We start from the raw sequence: 16,639 nt of genomic DNA on the forward strand, positions 1-16,639 counted from the left end.
ACTCAGGAGGAATGCCATGACCCGGACTGCCATGCTGACCCTGCTGCTCACCCTCGTGCCGCCGCTCGCCGCCGCCCAGACCACCCCAACCCAGACGTCCCCTGCCACCCCCGCCCTGCCTGCCGCCGAGCAGGCCACCGTGACCGTGATTGACCGGGCACTTGGCAGCGTGCTGTACATCACCGCGACCGTTCCCAGTGCCCGGCAGGGCACTTTTTCCAGCCCGCTGTTCGGCGGCCCCGACGAGGGGGACCAGGGCACCGGGAGCGGCTTTTTCGTGGACAACCAGGGCTACGCCCTGACGAACTACCACGTCATCGAGGGCGCCACCCGCATCACCGTGAACCTGCGCGGCGTGCGGCAGGACTACGCGGCCCGCGTGGTGGGCACCGCGCCCGACTACGACCTCGCGCTGATTCAGGTGCAGGGGGTTCCGGCGGGGCAGATTCGCCCCCTTTCCTTCGGCAACAGCGACGCGCTGCGGGTGGGGCAGACGACCATCGCGCTGGGGGCACCCTTCGGGTTCCAGTTCAGCGCGACCACCGGCATCGTGTCGGCCACCGAGCGCTCGGTGCCGGTCGGGGTGCGGCAGGTGCCGCAAAACACCATCCAGACCGACGCCGCCGTGAACCCCGGCAACTCGGGCGGGCCGCTGCTGGACTCGGCGGGCCGGGTGATCGGGATCAACACCCAGATCATCTCGCCGTCGGGGGCGGCCACCGGTATCGGCCAGAGCGCGGGGGTGGGGTTCGCGGTGCCCGCCAATGTCGCGCAGCGCCTGCTGCCGCAGTTGCGGGCCGGGCAGACCGTCCTGGGGCCAGTGCTGGGAGTCAGCCTCACCCCCTTCGAGCTGACCGACCTCAGCGAGCAGGCCCGGCAGCAGTACCGCCTGCCGCGCACCGGCGCCCTCGTCTCGGAGGTGCAGCCGGGCGGCCCCGCCGCCACCGCCGGGTTGCGCGGCGGCACGGCGGGCATCCGCACCCCGCTGGGGACCGTGTACCTCGGGGGGGACGTGATCACGGCGATTGGCGGCCAGCCGATCGAGTCAAACGCCGACCTGCGGGCCTACCTCTTCGGGCGTCAGGCGGGCGAGCGGGTGACCCTCACCGTGAACCGGGCAGGGCAGACCCTCACGCTGGCGGCGACCCTGGCTCCCGGCAGCCTGTCGGGGACGGGCGGGCGCTGAGCCTTCCCGCTGCCGCCCTCACGGTTTCCTGCCCGCGCACCTGCTAGGCTCCCCGGCGGTATGACCCAGGCCGCGCCCGCCCCCGCTGTGATCCCCTCCACCCCCACTCCCGCTCCGCGCGTGCTGTGCGCGATGTCGGGCGGGGTGGATTCCAGCGTGACGGCGGCGCTGCTCAAGGAACAGGGCTATCAGGTTATCGGCGCGATGATGCGCTTCTGGCCCGACGACAAGCGCACCGACACCTTCGACTCCTGCTGCTCGCCCGACGCCGCCTTCGAGGCCCGCCGGGTGGCCGAACAGGTCGGCGTCCCCTTCTACCTGCTGGACTACCGCGAGCCCTTCCAGCGCCACATCGTCGGCCCCTTCCTGGACGAGTACGCGCGGGGCCGCACGCCCAATCCCTGCGTGAACTGCAACACCAAGGTCAAGTTCGACGAGCTGGTGAAAAAGGCCCGGATGCTGGGCTGCCAGTACGTCGCCACCGGGCATTACGTGAAGCGGGTCGAGCGGGAGGGCGGCGCGGTCGAGTTTCACCGGGGCGACGATCCCCGCAAGGACCAGACCTACTTCCTGTGGGGCACCCCGCGTGACGCGCTGCCGCACATCCTCTTTCCGGTCGGCGAGCTGGAAAAGCCCCGGGTGCGCGAGCTGGCGGCCGAGCGCGGCCTGCTGACCGCGAGCAAGCCCGAAAGCCAGAACATCTGCTTCGTCCCCGGCAAGGTGCAGGACTGGGTCGCCGAGCACCTGCCGCAGAGCCAGGGCCTCATCCGCGAGATCGCTACGGGCGAAGTCGTCGGCGAGCACCTGGGCACCCAGTTCTACACGCTGGGGCAGAAAAAGGGCCTGGGCCTGTACCAGTCGCACCGGGTCCGGCACGTCGTCCACCTCGACCCCGCCACGAACACCGTCTGGGTGGGCGACTACGAGGACTGCGTGTGGGACGGCCTGCGGGCCGAGAGCGCCAACTACCTCCTCGACCTCGCGGAGCTGCCGCGTGAGCTGGAGGTGCAGGTGCGCTACCGCACGAAGCCGGTGCGGGCCACGGTCGTCCACGCCGACGAACACGGCTTCGAGCTGAAGTTCGCCGAGCCGCAGTTCGCCGTCGCCCCCGGTCAGAGTGCGGTGCTGTATGCGGGCTCCCGGCTGCTGGGGGGCGGACTCATCGCGGACCACGTGCGGGAGCTTCCGGCGCTGGGCTGAGCGGTGATCCAGACGGCCGCGCCCCCGCTGCAGGCCGGAGGTGCGGCCGTCTTGGTCCTGAGGCGGAGAGGTTACAGCGCCGCGCGGGGTCGCCGCGCCGCCGCGAACGCCCCCAGCACAATGAGGACAGCGCCCACGGCCACCCCCAGCGCCACCGCCGCCACGTCGGGCCGGGCAGCGTACACCCCGTAGAAGGACCACAGCAGCACCGCCGCGTAGGCGTAGTCGCGGAAACGGGCCAGGAAAAAGGTGCCCAGCCCCGCCGCGATCAGCAGCAGCACTGCCGACCACGCGGGCGCACTCAGGCCCGCCAGCCCCGCCGTGACGCCCTCGCTGACCAGCCACGCGGTCACGTTGGCGATGGTCGCCACGCTGATCCAGCCCAGGTAGAGGCTGGTGGGCAGCAGCAGCGTCAGCCCCTCCGCCCCCTGCGGCGGCAAGGCCCGCACGTTGAGGTACAGCCAGATCAGGCTGCCCAGCAGCGCGAGCATGATGGGCACGCTCAGGCCGATGTTCAGGCTCTGGAAAGCCAGCAGCCAGGAGACGTTGAGCAGGTTGCTCAGCAGGAAGGGCCAGAACAGGCGGTCGAGCCGGGGGCCGCGCTGCGCGGGCAACGCCTGGTACACCGCGAAGGTCAGCAGGCCCAGAAAGATCACGCCCCAGATGGCGAAGGTCAGCCCCGCCGGGGTAAAGGCGTTGGGCAGCGCGTCACTCACGTCCGCGTTGGAACGGCCGAAAAGCGGCAGCGCGTTGCTGAGGTAGTTCATGACCAGGGTCAGCACCGTGGCGGCCAGCAGCGTCACTTGGCGGGAGAGTCCAGTCATGTCCCACCTTAAGCGGCCTGCCCTCCCTCAGCCTGTCAGGGAAGTGACGGTTTCTGAGTGGGCACTCAGGTCGTGTATTCGGCGTTGATGCTGACGTATTCGGCGCTGAGGTCGCAGCCCCACGCCTCGCCGCTCGCCGCTCCCACGCCGAGGCCGACCTCGAAGACGACCTCCCCCGCCCGCATGGAGGCGCTCACCGCCGCCGCGTCGTACTCCAGGGGCCGACCCGCGAAGACGGGGGTGCCCTGCACCTTCACGGTCATCGCCGGGAGGTCCACCGCTGCCCCGCTGCGCCCCACCGCCATGATCACCCGGCCCCAGTTGGGGTCGTTGCCGTGCACCGCGCTCTTGAGCAGCGGACTGACGCAGCAGGTGCGGGCGGCGGCCAGCGCCTCGGCCTCGGTGCGGGCGCCCGAGACGCGTACGGTGAGCAGCTTGGTCGCCCCCTCCCCGTCCGCCGCGATCTGCCGGGCGAGGTCGCGCATCACGCCTTCGAGCGCGGCCAGGAACTCGGCGGGGTCCACCTCGCCTGCTCGCCCGTTCGCCAGCACCAGCGCCATGTCGTTCGTGCTGGTGTCGCCGTCCACGGTCACGGCGTTGAAGGTGCGGTTCACGATGGCGGGAAAGGCGGCCCGCAGCGCTTCCCCGTCCACCCGCGCGTCGGTGAAAGCGAAGGCGAACATGGTCGCCATGTCGGGGTGAATCATGCCGCTGCCCTTGGCCGTGCCGACGATGCGGGCGCCCGTGCTCAGCCGCGCCTGGGCGGTCTTGGGCCGGGTGTCGGTCGTCATGATGGCGGCGGCGAAGGGGTCGGCCCCGTCCGCGAGCGCCTCCGGCAGCCGGGTCAGGCCTTCCCCCACCCGGTCCATCGGCAGCAGGTGCCCGATGATCCCGGTCGAGGCCGTCAGCACCGCGCCCGACTTTAGCCCGAGGTGCCCGGCCAGGCCCGCCGCCATCGCCGCGTTGTCGGCCTCCCCCTGCGGGCCGGTCGCGGCGTTCGCGTTGCCCGCGTTCACCACCAGCGCCCGCACGGGCCGTCCGGAGGCGTAGAGCTCCCGGCCCCGCGTCACGCAGGCGGCGGCGGCGGTGCTGCGGGTGCCCGCGTAGGCCCAGGTGCAGTCCGCGTCGCTGACCACGCAGCTCAGGTCGGTCCGGCCGCTGGGCTTGATGCCCGCCGCCGTGGTCGCCGCGAGGAAGCCCTGGGGAAAGGTGAGGGGGGCTGCTGTCATGGAGGCCATGCTAGAGCAGCCGGGAACGGGGAAGGCACGGCCCCACCTGACCCCCCGATGATGCCCCCGCCACGATCCTCACCCGGCCTTCATGGGCGGGCGGCCCCCCTGCGGATAGGGTGAGAGGCCATGAAGAAGTCGCTGCTGACCCTGACGGCGCTGGCCCTGCTGGGCACCCCGGCCGCGCTCGCCGCGCCCCTCAAGCTCCAGAACGTGCCCGTCACGGTGGAATCCAGCCCCAAGCTCTATGTCCTGAACGACGCGGGCATCGCCAAGGCCTTTCCCTCGGCGGCGGGCCGCCCCGAGGCCGTCTTCCTGACCGAGGACCGCAAGGTCACCGTGGCCTTCGACTGGCGCGAGGCGCAACTGGCCCCCGCCGGGGTCGCCGCGCTGACGAACGAGTTCGCCGCCGGGCTGCGGACCCAGGTGCCCAACCTCAAGACCATCAAGTCGGCGGCGGTGCAGGTCGGCGGGCACCCCTGGGGCCAGATCATCTTCACCACGCCGGGGCAGGGCGACGACCGCCGCTTCGAGATGCTGCTCACCAGCGCGGGCGGGCGCCTGCTCGTGGTGACGGTCGCCAGCACCGTCAAGGACTACAGCCGCAACGAGAACGTGGTCCGCAACCTCGCCAGCAGCCTGCGGGTGGACTGAGTACGGGCGGGCACGCCCCAGCCGTGCGGCGGGCCACGGGGACCGGGGTGGGATTCGGCCGCGTCCCCCGCGCGTAAAATGCCCCGCGTGTGCCTTCCCTCCAAGCCCCCTGCCCTCTGCGCCCTGCGGGTGCTGGGTCATCAGGGCGGGCTGGAGACCGCGCAGGCCATCTGGGACGGCCGCCCCATCTTTGTCAAACGGCTGCGGCTGGCCGACCCCGTGACTCAGGCCTGCCTGACCCACGAGGGAACAGTGGCGGCCCGCCTGAGCCGTCCGGAGGCGGCCCATCCTGGCGTGGTGCCCCTGCTCGCGGCGGAGCCGGACCTCCTGCTCTTTCCCTGGGTGGCGGGCGGAACCCTGCGCGACGCGCTGGAGGTGGGTCCGCTCCCGGTCCGGGAGGCGCTGGCGGTGGCGCGGGGCCTGCTGGATGCCCTCGCCCACGTCCATGCCCAGGGGGTGATCCACCACGACCTCAAGCCCGAGAACGTGCTGCTGTGCGGCGGCGAGCGGCGGGCGGGGGCGGTGCGCCTGACCGACTTCGGCCTGAGCCACGCCCGCTTCCTGCCCGAGTGCCACGGCGCGGAGACGCGGCTGGGCACCCCGCAGTACATGGCCCCCGAGCAGTTCGCGGGTGTGCGCGGTGATCCCCGCAGCGACCTGTACGCGGTGGGGGCCATCCTGTTCGAGTGCCTCGCGGGGCATCCGCCTTACGCTGACCCCCTGGGCTGGCTGGCCGGGCACCGCCGCGACCGTGCTCCGCTGCCCGGCCCACCCGCGCTGCACCCCGTGCTGGAAGCGGCCCTGTGCCGTGACCCCGCCGGGCGTCCCCCGGGTGCCCTGGCCCTGCGGCGGCAGGTGGAGGGAGCCGCCCGCGCCCTGGAGGCCCCATGCCCCTGATCGCCTTTACCGGCAACCGTTTCCTGGCCGAAGAAGCCCTGCGCGACACGCTCGCCGCCCGTGGCCTGCCCCTGCGCGACCTGCCCCGACTCGCGGGAGAGGAAGTCACCGCCGACGCCGTGGCCCCCCTGCTCGCCCCCAGCCTGTTCGGGGACGGCGGCGTGGTCGTGGACCTCGCCGGAGTCAAGCCCGACAAGGCGCTGCTGGAACTGCTGGCCTCCGCGCCCGTCACGGTCGCGGTTCTGGACGAGTCGGCTCCGGCGGGCCGCGTCAAGCTCTACGAGTCGAGGGGCGAACATGTCTCCTCGCCCGCTCCCCAGAAGACGGGCGACGTGGCGGGCTGGGTGGCGGGGCGGGCCAGAAAGACGGGCCTGAAACTGGACCGGGACGCGGCCCTGTACCTCGCGGAAGTCTTCGGCCCCGACCTCACCGGAATCGCGGGCGAACTGAACAAGCTCGCGCTGCTGGACCCGCCACACACGGCCGACCTCGTGCGACGGGTGGTGGGCCGCGAGCCGCCCGGCGATTCGTTCGCCATGCTGGGCGCGGCGACCACCGGCAAACCCGGCGAGGCCGTGACCCAGCTTCGGCGCCTGCTCGCCTCGGGCGAGGACCCCTTCAAGCTGATGGGCGCGGTCGTGTGGCAGTACAGCCTCGTCGCCCGCTGCGTGGCGCTGTTGCAGGAGGGGGGCCGCGTCACTGAAGCGCTGGCCGCCCAGCGCCTGGGGGTCAAGCCCTACCCGGCGAAAAAGGCCCTGGAGGTCGCCCGCCGCCTGAACGAGGCCAAGATTCGCGCCCACCTCGCCCGCATCCTTGACGCCGATCTCGCCATGAAACGCGGCTTGGACCCCGCCGTCACCCTCGAGCGGCTGATCGTGCAGCTCAGCGTGTAGAACCTGGGCCGGGCCGACCGTCCCGCCGCCTTTCCGAGCGGTCAGGTAGGATGCGGGCATGGCGACCGTCTACCTCGTTTTGCTGACCCTTCACAACCTCACCCGCTGGCTGGTGCTGATCGCGGGCGTGTGGGCATTGCTGCGGGCCTTCCGGGGCGTGGGCGCCGCCCGCGAGTTCACCGCCGCTGACCGCCGCCCGGTGGCGATCTTCGCGGGAACCGTGCATCTGCAGCTCGTGCTGGGGCTGCTGCTGTTCGGGTTGCTGGGGTCGCAGGGGGCCGGGGCCTTCTCGGACAGCCGCCCCTCGTTCCAGTGGGAGCACGTCGGGTTGGGGGTGCTGGCGGCCGTGTTCGCCACCCTCGCTTCTGCCATCAGCAAGCGGGCAGCGACCAACCAGGCCAAGTTCCGCGCGGCGGCCCTGTGGACGGCCCTGGCCCTCGTCACTGTGCTGGTGATGATTCCGTGGTGGCGGCCGCTGGTGCGGCTGTTCTCGTAAGCCCGGCACGCCAAAGAGCAGCGCGCCCCGGCCCGCAGCGTGGCCGGGGCGTCTCCGTCTGAGGTCAGCGCAGGGTCCCGAGCCGGGCGCCGATCACCTGCGCCGCGTTCGGGACCGCCGTGGTCACCGCGCGAACGGCCGCCATCTCCTCCGGATCCGTGTGGTCCAGAAGTTGCACGCCGTTCAGGTACACGGTCGGCGTGCCCTGCACGCCCAACCGCAGGCCCGCCGCCTGCTGGGACCGGACGGTGGCGCGCGGCGCGGGGTCGGTCAGGCAGGCTTTGAAGCTGGCGAGGTTCAGCCCGGCGCTGCGGGCATAGTCGCTGAACTTCGTGGCCGCCGAGGGCAGCCGGGTCCACTCGGCGAAGTTCCCGAACAGCAGGTCCGCGTAGGTCCAGAACTTCCCCTGCCGGGCAGCACACTCGCTGGCAATCGCCGCCGGTTCCGCGTTCGGGTGGAAGTCCAGCGGAAAGTGGTGGTGAATGACCCGGTAGACGTTGGGCCGGGCGGCCCAGTCGCGGTGCGCGGTGTCCCAGAGTTCCTTGCAGTAGGGGCACTGGAAGTCGCTGAAGACCCGCAGCACGTTGGGAGCTTTGGGGTTGCCCTCGGCATTCGTCGGCGCAGGAAAGGCGCTGTCTGGGTGGACGAGGAGGGCCGTGTACGCGGTCCAGCGTTCGGCGCCGCCCGTGCCGCTCAGCCGCACGCGCAGGAGGCTGCCGTCGCTGTCGTCGCGCAGGCCCTGGGCGCTCCGGGCCTCCTGGCGAACGCCGGCCCGCCCCAGGGTCTGCGCGAGCGAGGAGACATTCGCCTCGGCCCCGCCCCAGGCCGCCGCCAGCGCCCGCGCCACGTCCTGCGGATTGTCCGAGTGCACCAGCAGGCCGACCACCCGGCCTCCCGCCACGTCCAGGGTCACGCTCGTCTTGCCCCGGGTCAGGGTGCGTCCGCTGACGGCATAGCCCTTGAACTGCGTCAGGGCGGTGGTCGTGGCCGGGGTCTCCAGCAACTGCGCGTGGGCGACGCTGCCCACCGGCAGCGTCGCCAGCATCGCGCCCAACATCAGAATCTTCATCGGCTGCATGGCCGCAGTGTACGGGCGCGCAGCTTCATCGCTGCGGCTCAATGATGACCTTGCCGGTCGTCTTGCGGTCCAGCAGGTCCTGAAAGGCCCGCGCACTCTGCGCCAGCGGGTACGTCGGGCCAACCTGGGGCACCACCCGCCCGCCCGCCATCAGGGTCGAGAGGGCCTGCGCCGCCTCGCGGGTGACCTCCCCATCCATCATCAGCGAAGTGAGCCACAGCCCGGTCACCGTGAGGTTGCGCTTCATCAGCTCGACCGGGCGCAGGTTGGCCTGCTCGCGGCTGGCGTTGCCGATCACGATGATGCGGCCCCGGTTCGCGGCCATGTCGAGGCTCTCCTGAAAACCCTGGCCGCCCACGACCTCCAGAATCAGCGGCACGCCCTTCCCGCCCGCTGCCTCGCGCACCTTCTGCACTCGGTCGGGGTCGTCTTGCAGCAGGGTCACGTCCGCGCCGAGGTCGCGGGCGATCCCCAACTTCTCCTCGGTGCTCGCCATCGCCACCACGTTCATCCCCATCGCCTTGGCGAGCTGGATGGAGGCCGTGCCCAGCGCTCCCGCCGCCGCCTGCACGAGCACCCATTCGCCTTCCTGCCCGTGCCCCAGCGTCTTCAGGCCGTGGTAGGCGGTGAAGTACGACACCGGGAAGGCGGCGGCTTGCGCGGCCGAGAAGCTCTCCGGCACCGGAATCAGCGCGGCGGCAGGGGAGAGGGCGTACTCGGCCATCCCGCCGCGACCGCCCAGGGAGGCGACCCGCTGCCCCACCTGCACACCTGTCACGCCCTCGCCCACCGCGTCCACCACGCCCGCGAACTCCATGCCCGGCGTGTAGGGCAGCCGGGTGCGCGTGAGGTACTCGCCCGACACGGCCAGCGCGTCCGCGAAGTTGATGCCGACGGCCTCCACTCTCAGCCGGACCTCGCCGGGGCCGGGCTGGGGCACGGGCAGCTCGCGCAACTCCATGACCTCGGGGGGACCAAGGCGCTCGACGACGATGGCCTGCATGGTTTCGCTCATGCGGCCCAGTGTACGGCCTGTCTCCCGGCGAGTGAACGTCCACGTACATTCTGAACGCGCACGTATTTGACCCGGCCCGCCGGGCGTGGAAGCATGGCCCCACACCAAAGGAGGCCACCTGCATGAGCATCGTCGATCAGACCCGCGAGGGGGACATTCTCGTCCTGACCATCAACAACCCGCCCGTGAACGCCTTCTCGCCGGGCGTGCCCGAGGGCCTGCACGCGGGCCTCGACGCCGCCGAGGGAGACGAGGGCATTCGCGGCGTCGTCATCATCGGCGGGGGGCGCACCTTCGTGGCGGGGGCGGACATCAAGACCTTCGACCTGCCCCGCGAGCAGGCGCCCGACCTGCGCGGCTTCATCTCGCGCCTCGACGCCTTTCCCAAGCCCACCGTCGCCGCCATTCACGGCACGGCGCTGGGGGGCGGCCTGGAAATCGCGCTCGCCTGCAACTACCGGGTAGCCGTGAGGGACGCGCGGATGGGCCTGCCCGAGGTCAAGCTCGGCGTCCTCCCCGGCGCAGGCGGCACCCAGCGCCTGCCCCGCGTGGTGGGAGTGCAAAAGGCGCTGGAGATGATGCTTTCCGGCAATCCCATCAAGGCGCCGGAGGCGAAGGACCTCGGTCTGGTGGACGCCCTCGTGGAGGGTGACCTGCGCGAGGGAGCCATTGCCTTCGCCCGCGAGCACGCCAACCTGCGCCCCCTTCCCCGCATCAGTGAGCGCACGGTGGAAGGCGTCAGCCCGCAGGTCTTCGCCGCCGCCCGCGAGGGCATCAAGAAGACCCACCGGGGCCAGCTCTCGCCCAGCTTCATCATCGATCTGGCCGAGATGACGACCACCCAACCCTTCGCGGTGGGCTGGGAGGAAGAAGCCCGCCTGTTCATGGCCGCCAAGGACTCGCCGCAGTCGCGCGGCCTGCGCCACATCTTCTTCGCCGAGCGCGAGGCGGGCAAGATTCCGGGCATTACCAAGGACACGCCGACCACCGACATTGGGTCCGCCGGAATCATCGGCGCGGGCACGATGGGCGGCGGCATCGCGATGAACTTCCTGAACGTGGGCATTCCCGTCACCATCGTGGAAACCACCCAGGAGGCGCTCGACCGGGGCCTGTCCGTCATCCGCCGCAACTACGAGAACACCGCGAAAAAGGGCCGCTTGAGCATGGAGGACGTGGAGAAGCGCATGTCGCTCCTCACACCCACCCTCAACATGGAAGACCTCGCGGACGCCGACATCATCATCGAGGCTGTCTTCGAGGACATGGGCGTGAAGAAGGACATCTTCACCAAGCTCGACGCCATCGCCAAGCCCGGCGCGATTCTCGCCACGAACACCTCGACCCTCGATGTGAACGAGATCGCCGCCGTGACCGGGCGGCCCGAGCAGGTCATCGGCCTGCACTTCTTCAGCCCGGCGAACGTGATGAAGCTCTTGGAGATCGTCCGCGCCGACAAGACCAGCGACTCGGTGCTGGCGACGAGCATGGCCCTCGCCCGGCGCATCGGCAAGGTCGGTGTGGTCGTGGGCGTGTGCGACGGCTTTGTCGGCAACCGCATGATTCACCGTTACGGCGACGAGGCCCGCAAATTGGTAGAGGAGGGCGCCAACCCCCAGGACGCCGACGCCGCGATGAACGCGCTGGGCCTGCCGATGGGACCCTTCCAGATGAGCGACATGGCCGGGCTGGACGTGGGCTACCTGATTCGCCAGCACCAGGCCAAGGTGCGCGGCCTGCCCAAACCCGACGGCTGGCTCGACCGCATCGTGGAGCGCGGACGCAAGGGCCAGAAGACGCAGGCGGGCATCTACGACTACGGCGAGGACCGGAAGCCCAGGCCCAACGCGGAGGTCGCCCAACTCATCGAGGACTACCGCGCCGAGAAGGGCGTGGAATCCCGTGAACTGAGCCAGGAGGAGATCACCGAGCGGCTGGTCTACTCGCTGGTCAACGAGGGCGCCCAGATTCTGGACGAGGGCATCGCGCAGCGGGCCGGGGACATCGACGTGATCTACATCTACGGCTACGGCTTCCCCGCCCACCGGGGCGGGCCGATGGGCTACGCCGACGAGATGGGCCTGAAGAACGTGGTCGCCGCCCTGGAGAAGTACGGCCAGACGCCCGCGCCACTGCTCAAGCGCTTGGCCGAGGAGGGCGGGTCGTTCGCGGGGTGGGACCGGGCGAAGGGAACGGCTTGAGGGAGGGCTGATGGAAGTGCGCGTGCGGTATGTCCACGGGTTCTGCACGAATCATCGGAAAGCTGTTCTGGCCTCTGAGAGGTGCGGCTGCTTCTACTGCGAACGCTTCTTCAATCCTTCTGAAATCACGGAATGGATTGATGAGGAGCAGACCGCGCTGTGTCCCCTCTGTGACATCGACGCCGTGTTGCCGGAATCAAAAACCTACACTCTTGATTCCCACTTGTTAGCCGCCATGCACGAAGCTTGGTTCTAATTCTTGTTTTTGAGGAGTTTCCCCATGCGTGAAGCTGTCATCGTCTCCACCGCCCGCACCCCCATCGGCAAGGCCTACCGGGGCGCCTTTAACGCCACCCCCTCGCCCACGCTGGCCGCGCAGGCCATCCGCGCCGCCGTGGAGCGGGCTGGAGTTCAACCCGCCGACATCGACGACTGCATCATGGGCGCCGCCATGCAGCAGGGCGTGCAGACCACCATCGGGCGCAACGCGGCGCTGCGGGCCGGGCTGGGGGTGGAGGTCGCGGGCATGTCCATCGACCGCCAGTGCGCTTCCGGCCTGATGTCCATCGCCACCGCCGCCAAGCAGGTCATCGTGGACCGGATGGACGTGGTCGTCGCGGGCGGCGTGGAGTCCATCTCGCTGGTGCAGACGCCCGAGATGCGCGTCGGCCCCGATCCCGAACTGCTCTCCATGCACAACGGCATCTACATGCCCATGATCGACACGGCAGAGGTGGTCGGCCAGCGCTACTCGGTCAGCCGCGAGCGCTGCGACGAGTACGCCCTCCGGTCCCAGCAGCGCACCGCCCGCGCCCAGGCCGAGGGCCTGTTCGACGCCGAGATCATCCCCGTGACCACCCGCATGAACGTGACCAACAAGGAGACCGGCGAGGTCACCCTGCGCGAGATCACGATCACCAAGGACGAGGGCAACCGCCCCGACACCACTCTGGAGGGCCTGCGCTCCCTCAAGGCCGTGCGCGGCGAGGGCAACCAGATCACGGCGGGCAACGCCTCGCAGCTCTCCGACGGGGCCTCCGCCAGCATCGTGATGGACGCCGAGATGGCCCAGGCGCGGGGCCTGAAGCCCCTGGGCCGCTACCTCGGCATGGCCGTCGCGGGTACCGAACCCGACGAGATGGGGATAGGCCCGGTGTACGCGGTGCCCAAGCTGCTGAAGCGCTTCGGCATGACCGTGGACGACATCGGCCTGTGGGAGCTGAACGAGGCCTTTGCTGTACAGGTGCTGTACTGCCAGGAGAAGCTCGGTATTCCCGACGACAAGCTCAACGTCAACGGTGGCGCGATCTCGGTCGGTCACCCTTACGGCATGAGCGGCGCCCGGCTGGTGGGTCACGCCCTGCTCGAAGGCCAGCGCCGGGGCGTGCAGCACGTCGTCGTGACCATGTGCGTGGGCGGCGGCATGGGCGCGGCCGGACTGTTCGAAGTGCTGTAAGAAGCGGTCAGCCGTCAGCAGACCCCCGGTTGCCTCGTGGCCGGGGGATTCTTGTGGCTCAAGCCATAATCGTTTAATGTTAAACGATTAGACTGGGGGCATGACGGGCTCTCCTCTCATTCCTCACGGGCTGCACCACGTCACGGCGGTGACGGCGAACGCGCGGGCTAATCTCGACTTTTACACGCGGGTGCTGGGGCTACGGCTGGTCAAGAAGACCGTCAATCAGGACGACGTGAGCGCCTACCACCTCTTCTTTGCGGATGGGGCGGGCAGTCCGGGCAGCGACCTGACCTTCTTCGAGTGGCCGGTGCCGCCCGAGACGCGCGGAAACAACTCGATTACCCGGACGGGCCTGCGGGTGCCGGGGGGCAGCCTGGAGTGGTGGGCCGGGCACCTGCGCGGGCAGGGGCTGGAGGTCACCCCGGTCACCCGCGCGGGCCGTCCTCACCTCGACTTCGCGGACCCCGAAGGCCAGCGCCTCAGCGTGGTGGGGGGCGGGCCAGCGGGCGTACCGTGGGAGGGCAGCCCGGTCCCCGCCGAGCATCAAATCCTCGGCCTCGGCCCGTCCGAACTCACCCTCCCCGGCCTCTTTCCCACCGAGCGGGTGCTGACGCGGGTGTACGGCCTGGGCGCGGCGGGTACCTACCCAGACCCCGAGGACCCCGCGCGGACCATCCACGTCTACGCGATGGGGGAGGGCGGCCCCCACGCCGAACTGCACCTGCGCCTCGACCCCTCCCTGCCCCCGGCTCGCCCCGGCGCGGGCGGCGTCCACCACCTCGCCCTGCGGGTGCGCGACGAGGACTACCACGCCTGGGCCGCCCACCTTGCGGGGCTGGGCCTGCGCACCAGCGGCGAGGTGGACCGCCACTGGTTCCGCTCGGTGTACTACCGCGAGCCGCAGGGCATCCTGATCGAACTCGCCACCGACGGCCCCGGCTTCGCGGTGGACGAGGACCCCGCCCACCTGGGCGAAACGCTGGTCCTGGCCCCCTTCCTCGAACCCCACCGGGCGCAGATCGAGGCGGGGCTGACGCCGCTGACCTGACCCACACCGAGAAGAGGGGCCGCCCCAACCGGGTGGCCCCCCTTCTTGTGCTGGCTGCTGAAAGCTGACGGCTGTCCGCTTCCTGTTACACCAGCACCGGCTCCACGTACTCCCCGTACACCTTCTTCAGCGTGTCCATCTGCTCGCCCAGCGTGGTGTAGGCGTGGGCGCACTCCAGGAAGGCGGGCATGGTGTTCGCCCCGGTAACCGCCGCGTCGCGCAGGGCTTCGAGCGCCGCCTCCGCCCGCTTGGGGTCACGCTCGCGCCGGACCTGCGCCAGTCGCGCCTCCTGCACCCGCTCGACCTCGGGGTCGATCAGTTGGATGGGCACTTCCACCGCGTCCTGCACGAATTCGTTGACGCCCACGATGATGCGGTCCCCCCGCTCCACCTCGCGCTGGTAGCGGTAGGCGGCTTCGGCCATTTCGAGCTGGAAGAAGCCGTTGTCGATCCCGGCCTCCACACCGCCCATCGCGCGAATCTGCTCGATGTAGCCCATCGCGGCGGCCTCGATGTCGCTGGTCAGCTTCTCGACGTAGTAGCTGCCCGCCAGCGGATCGATGACCCCGGCCACGCCCGTCTCATAGGCGATGATCTGCTGGGTCCGCAGGGCGATGGCCGCACTCTGCTCGGTCGGCAGGGCCAGCGCCTCGTCATAGGCGTCGGTGTGCAGGCTCTGGGTGCCGCCCAGCACCGCCGCGAGCGCCTGAATAGCGACGCGGGCGATATTGTTCAGCGGCTGCTGCGCGGGCAGAGATACCCCGGCGGTCTGCGAGTGCGTCCGCAACATCCACGACCTCGGGTTCTTCGCCCCGTAGTGGTCGCGCATCTGCCGTGCCCAGATGCGGCGGGCGGCCCGCAGCTTGGCGATTTCCTCGAAGAAGTCGTTGTGGATGTCCCAGAAAAACGAGATGCGCGGCGCGAACTCGTCGATGTCCAGCCCCCGCTCCAGCGCCTTTTCCACGTAGTGGAAGCCGTCCGCCAGCGTGAAGGCGAGCTCTTGCACGCCCGTCGCCCCGGCCTCGCGGATGTGGTACCCGCTCACCGAGATGAAGTTGAACTTGGGCACCACTTTGGGACCCCACTCGAAGGTATCGATCACCAGCTTCACGCTCGGGGCGGGCGGGTAGATGAACTCCTTCTGGGCGATGAACTCCTTGAGGATGTCGTTCTGGATCGTCCCGCCGATCTTGGTCAGGTCCTTGCCCTGCTTCTGCGCGTTGGCGATATACATCGCCCAGATCGCGTTGGCGGGCGAGTTGATCGTCATGGAGGTGGTGACTTTTTCCGGGTCAATGCCCTGAAAGAGAATCTCCATGTCCGCAAGGCTGCTCACCGCCACGCCGCACTTGCCGACCTCGCCCTTGGAGAAGGGGTGGTCGGAGTCGTAGCCCATCAGGGTGGGGAGGTCAAACGCCGTCGAGAGGCCCGTCTGCCCGGCCTTGAGCAGCGCGTGGAAGCGCTCGTTGGTCTGCTCGGCGCTGCCGAAGCCCGCGAACATGCGCATGGTCCAGAGCTTGCCCCGGTACACGCTGCTCTGCACGCCGCGCGTGTACGGGAACTCGCCTGGGTAGCCCAGGTCGCGCTCGGCGTCCCAGTCCCCCAGGTCGTCGGCCGTGTAGATCGGCTCGGGGTCCATGTCGGACAGGTTCTTGAAGTTGTACTTGCGCTCGGGAAATTTCTGCGCGGCGGGCTGGTAGACGCTCTGCATCCACTCGTTCTTGGTCTTCATGAAATTACCTCCGGCCGGGAGCCGAATCGAACGCTCGTTAGGTCGCGTTCCAGGGTAGCAGACGGGCCGCGCGTGGCCGGTGTCCTGATTCCGCGTTGAGCGTCCTCTCCGCCCGCGTCCATCTTCGCGCGGCAGGCTGGGGCCATGACGAAAGGACAGTTGCAGGGCAAGAAAATCGCCATCCTCGCCACCGATGGGGTGGAGGAGATCGAACTTACCAGCCCGCGCCAGGCGCTGGAGGAGGCCGGAGCCACCGCCGACCTGATCAGCCTGAAGCCGGGCGAGATTCAGTCCATGAAGGGCGACATCGAGCCGAAGGGCAAGTACGCGGTGGACCGGGTGGTGTCGGAGGTCCAGGCCTCGGACTACGACGGCCTGCTGCTTCCCGGCGGCACGGTCAACCCCGACACGCTGCGGCTGGACAAGGGCGCCATGCGCTTCGTGCGCGAGATGTACGACGCGGGGAGGCCCATCGCCGCGATCTGCCACGGTCCCTGGAGCCTGTCCGAGACAGGCATCAGCCAGGGCCTCCGCATGACAAGCTGGCCCAGCCTGAAACGCGAACTTACCCTCTCCGGCGCCGAGTGGGTGGACGAGGAATGCGTGACCGACAAGGGCGTCGTGACCAGCCGCAAGCCGGGCGACCTGCCCGCCTTCAACCGGAAGATGATCGAGGAGTTCGCGGAGGGGGACCACAGCAGCCGTCGGAAGTGACCTTCTGCCCCCG

Annotated in this window: 16 protein-coding genes; 11 read left to right on the plus strand and 5 right to left on the minus strand. The window is 70.0% G+C overall.

Annotated elements, in window-relative coordinates:
* Positions 1 to 16 precede the first annotated feature (16 nt).
* Together C3K08_RS05290 and mnmA are read left to right on the plus strand one after the other, a co-directional pair.
* Complete coding sequence (locus tag C3K08_RS05290; protein WP_104990355.1) at positions 17 to 1,186, plus strand: S1C family serine protease; 1,170 nt, start codon at positions 17 to 19, stop codon at positions 1,184 to 1,186.
* Between the two features lie 60 nt (positions 1,187 to 1,246).
* Positions 1,247 to 2,386: a tRNA 2-thiouridine(34) synthase MnmA gene (gene mnmA / locus C3K08_RS05295; protein WP_104990356.1), complete on the plus strand. Its 1,140-nt coding sequence runs from the start codon at positions 1,247 to 1,249 to the stop codon at positions 2,384 to 2,386.
* A 71-nt stretch (positions 2,387 to 2,457) separates the two neighbouring features.
* Here mnmA and C3K08_RS05300 read toward each other — a convergent pair whose 3' ends face one another.
* Both C3K08_RS05300 and argJ read right to left on the minus strand, forming a co-directional pair.
* On the minus strand, positions 2,458 to 3,210 hold the full coding sequence (locus C3K08_RS05300; RefSeq protein WP_104990357.1) for a tryptophan-rich sensory protein: 753 nt from the start codon (positions 3,208 to 3,210) through the stop codon (positions 2,458 to 2,460).
* A 65-nt stretch (positions 3,211 to 3,275) separates the two neighbouring features.
* The gene (gene argJ, locus C3K08_RS05305; RefSeq protein ID WP_104990358.1) at positions 3,276 to 4,439 is read right to left on the minus strand and encodes a bifunctional glutamate N-acetyltransferase/amino-acid acetyltransferase ArgJ; all 1,164 of its coding nucleotides are present in this window, start codon (positions 4,437 to 4,439) and stop codon (positions 3,276 to 3,278) included.
* A 129-nt stretch (positions 4,440 to 4,568) separates the two neighbouring features.
* Between argJ and C3K08_RS05310 the strand changes: the two genes are divergently transcribed.
* The 4 genes from C3K08_RS05310 to C3K08_RS05325 all read left to right on the plus strand — a co-directional run bounded on the left by C3K08_RS05310 (position 4,569) and on the right by C3K08_RS05325 (position 7,379).
* Positions 4,569 to 5,093 (plus strand): hypothetical protein, encoded by a 525-nt coding sequence (locus C3K08_RS05310; protein WP_104990359.1) that lies wholly within the window; start codon positions 4,569 to 4,571, stop codon positions 5,091 to 5,093.
* Between the two features lie 78 nt (positions 5,094 to 5,171).
* Positions 5,172 to 5,990 carry a serine/threonine-protein kinase gene (locus C3K08_RS05315; RefSeq protein WP_104990360.1) on the plus strand — a complete coding sequence of 273 codons (819 nt, stop codon included), beginning with the start codon at positions 5,172 to 5,174 and terminating at the stop codon, positions 5,988 to 5,990.
* Positions 5,981 to 6,883, plus strand: coding sequence for a DNA polymerase III subunit delta (holA, locus tag C3K08_RS05320; protein WP_104990361.1), 903 nt, complete (start codon positions 5,981 to 5,983; stop codon positions 6,881 to 6,883). The genes C3K08_RS05315 and holA overlap by 10 nt, the downstream gene beginning before the upstream one ends.
* A 58-nt stretch (positions 6,884 to 6,941) precedes the next feature.
* Entirely contained in the window at positions 6,942 to 7,379 is a 438-nt protein-coding gene (locus C3K08_RS05325; protein ID WP_104990362.1) for a hypothetical protein, read from the plus strand.
* A gap of 64 nt (positions 7,380 to 7,443) precedes the next feature.
* On the opposite strand, the gene C3K08_RS05330 is transcribed toward C3K08_RS05325, so the two are convergent.
* Together C3K08_RS05330 and C3K08_RS05335 are read right to left on the minus strand one after the other, a co-directional pair.
* Positions 7,444 to 8,457, minus strand: coding sequence for a DsbA family protein (locus tag C3K08_RS05330; RefSeq protein WP_104990363.1), 1,014 nt, complete (start codon positions 8,455 to 8,457; stop codon positions 7,444 to 7,446).
* Positions 8,458 to 8,482: 25 nt separating this feature from the next.
* The gene (locus tag C3K08_RS05335) at positions 8,483 to 9,472 is read right to left on the minus strand and encodes an NADPH:quinone oxidoreductase family protein (protein ID WP_104990364.1); all 990 of its coding nucleotides are present in this window, start codon (positions 9,470 to 9,472) and stop codon (positions 8,483 to 8,485) included.
* Positions 9,473 to 9,594: 122 nt separating this feature from the next.
* On the opposite strand from C3K08_RS05335, the gene C3K08_RS05340 reads away from it, so the two are divergent.
* The 4 genes from C3K08_RS05340 to C3K08_RS05355 all read left to right on the plus strand — a co-directional run bounded on the left by C3K08_RS05340 (position 9,595) and on the right by C3K08_RS05355 (position 14,180).
* A complete protein-coding gene (locus C3K08_RS05340) occupies positions 9,595 to 11,673 on the plus strand; it encodes a 3-hydroxyacyl-CoA dehydrogenase NAD-binding domain-containing protein (RefSeq protein WP_104990365.1) in 2,079 nt (692 codons plus the stop codon).
* A gap of 10 nt (positions 11,674 to 11,683) precedes the next feature.
* The gene (locus C3K08_RS05345; protein WP_104990366.1) at positions 11,684 to 11,929 is read left to right on the plus strand and encodes a hypothetical protein; all 246 of its coding nucleotides are present in this window, start codon (positions 11,684 to 11,686) and stop codon (positions 11,927 to 11,929) included.
* Positions 11,930 to 11,953: 24 nt separating this feature from the next.
* Positions 11,954 to 13,129, plus strand: coding sequence for an acetyl-CoA C-acyltransferase (locus C3K08_RS05350; RefSeq protein ID WP_104990367.1), 1,176 nt, complete (start codon positions 11,954 to 11,956; stop codon positions 13,127 to 13,129).
* 100 nt (positions 13,130 to 13,229) lie between these two features.
* Positions 13,230 to 14,180, plus strand: a complete 951-nt coding sequence (locus C3K08_RS05355) for a ring-cleaving dioxygenase (protein WP_104990368.1) — start codon at positions 13,230 to 13,232, stop codon at positions 14,178 to 14,180.
* Between the two features lie 85 nt (positions 14,181 to 14,265).
* On the opposite strand, the gene C3K08_RS05360 is transcribed toward C3K08_RS05355, so the two are convergent.
* Positions 14,266 to 15,912, minus strand: a complete 1,647-nt coding sequence (locus tag C3K08_RS05360; RefSeq protein WP_104990369.1) for a methylmalonyl-CoA mutase family protein — start codon at positions 15,910 to 15,912, stop codon at positions 14,266 to 14,268.
* A gap of 144 nt (positions 15,913 to 16,056) precedes the next feature.
* Here C3K08_RS05360 and C3K08_RS05365 point away from each other — a divergent pair, with 144 nt between their 5' ends.
* Positions 16,057 to 16,626, plus strand: coding sequence for a type 1 glutamine amidotransferase domain-containing protein (locus C3K08_RS05365; protein WP_104990370.1), 570 nt, complete (start codon positions 16,057 to 16,059; stop codon positions 16,624 to 16,626).
* Positions 16,627 to 16,639 lie beyond the last annotated feature (13 nt).

Origin of the sequence: Deinococcus sp. NW-56 (assembly GCF_002953415.1) — a bacterium.
Lineage (GTDB): Bacteria > Deinococcota > Deinococci > Deinococcales > Deinococcaceae > Deinococcus.

What these genes read in the sequence shown, in the direction of transcription:
- mnmA (WP_104990356.1), top strand. Translation starts at nt 1,247, where the DNA reads ATGACCCAGGCCGCGCCCGCCCCCGCTGTGATCCCCTCCACCCCCACT.
- C3K08_RS05335 (WP_104990364.1), bottom strand. Translation starts at nt 9,472, where the DNA reads ATGAGCGAAACCATGCAGGCCATCGTCGTCGAGCGCCTTGGTCCCCCC.
- C3K08_RS05360 (WP_104990369.1), bottom strand. Translation starts at nt 15,912, where the DNA reads ATGAAGACCAAGAACGAGTGGATGCAGAGCGTCTACCAGCCCGCCGCG.
- C3K08_RS05300 (WP_104990357.1), bottom strand. Translation starts at nt 3,210, where the DNA reads ATGACTGGACTCTCCCGCCAAGTGACGCTGCTGGCCGCCACGGTGCTG.
- C3K08_RS05355 (WP_104990368.1), top strand. Translation starts at nt 13,230, where the DNA reads ATGACGGGCTCTCCTCTCATTCCTCACGGGCTGCACCACGTCACGGCG.
- holA (WP_104990361.1), top strand. Translation starts at nt 5,981, where the DNA reads ATGCCCCTGATCGCCTTTACCGGCAACCGTTTCCTGGCCGAAGAAGCC.
- C3K08_RS05365 (WP_104990370.1), top strand. Translation starts at nt 16,057, where the DNA reads ATGACGAAAGGACAGTTGCAGGGCAAGAAAATCGCCATCCTCGCCACC.
- C3K08_RS05330 (WP_104990363.1), bottom strand. Translation starts at nt 8,457, where the DNA reads ATGCAGCCGATGAAGATTCTGATGTTGGGCGCGATGCTGGCGACGCTG.
- C3K08_RS05290 (WP_104990355.1), top strand. Translation starts at nt 17, where the DNA reads ATGACCCGGACTGCCATGCTGACCCTGCTGCTCACCCTCGTGCCGCCG.
- C3K08_RS05340 (WP_104990365.1), top strand. Translation starts at nt 9,595, where the DNA reads ATGAGCATCGTCGATCAGACCCGCGAGGGGGACATTCTCGTCCTGACC.
- C3K08_RS05315 (WP_104990360.1), top strand. Translation starts at nt 5,172, where the DNA reads ATGCCCCGCGTGTGCCTTCCCTCCAAGCCCCCTGCCCTCTGCGCCCTG.
- argJ (WP_104990358.1), bottom strand. Translation starts at nt 4,439, where the DNA reads ATGACAGCAGCCCCCCTCACCTTTCCCCAGGGCTTCCTCGCGGCGACC.
- C3K08_RS05345 (WP_104990366.1), top strand. Translation starts at nt 11,684, where the DNA reads ATGGAAGTGCGCGTGCGGTATGTCCACGGGTTCTGCACGAATCATCGG.
- C3K08_RS05325 (WP_104990362.1), top strand. Translation starts at nt 6,942, where the DNA reads ATGGCGACCGTCTACCTCGTTTTGCTGACCCTTCACAACCTCACCCGC.
- C3K08_RS05310 (WP_104990359.1), top strand. Translation starts at nt 4,569, where the DNA reads ATGAAGAAGTCGCTGCTGACCCTGACGGCGCTGGCCCTGCTGGGCACC.
- C3K08_RS05350 (WP_104990367.1), top strand. Translation starts at nt 11,954, where the DNA reads ATGCGTGAAGCTGTCATCGTCTCCACCGCCCGCACCCCCATCGGCAAG.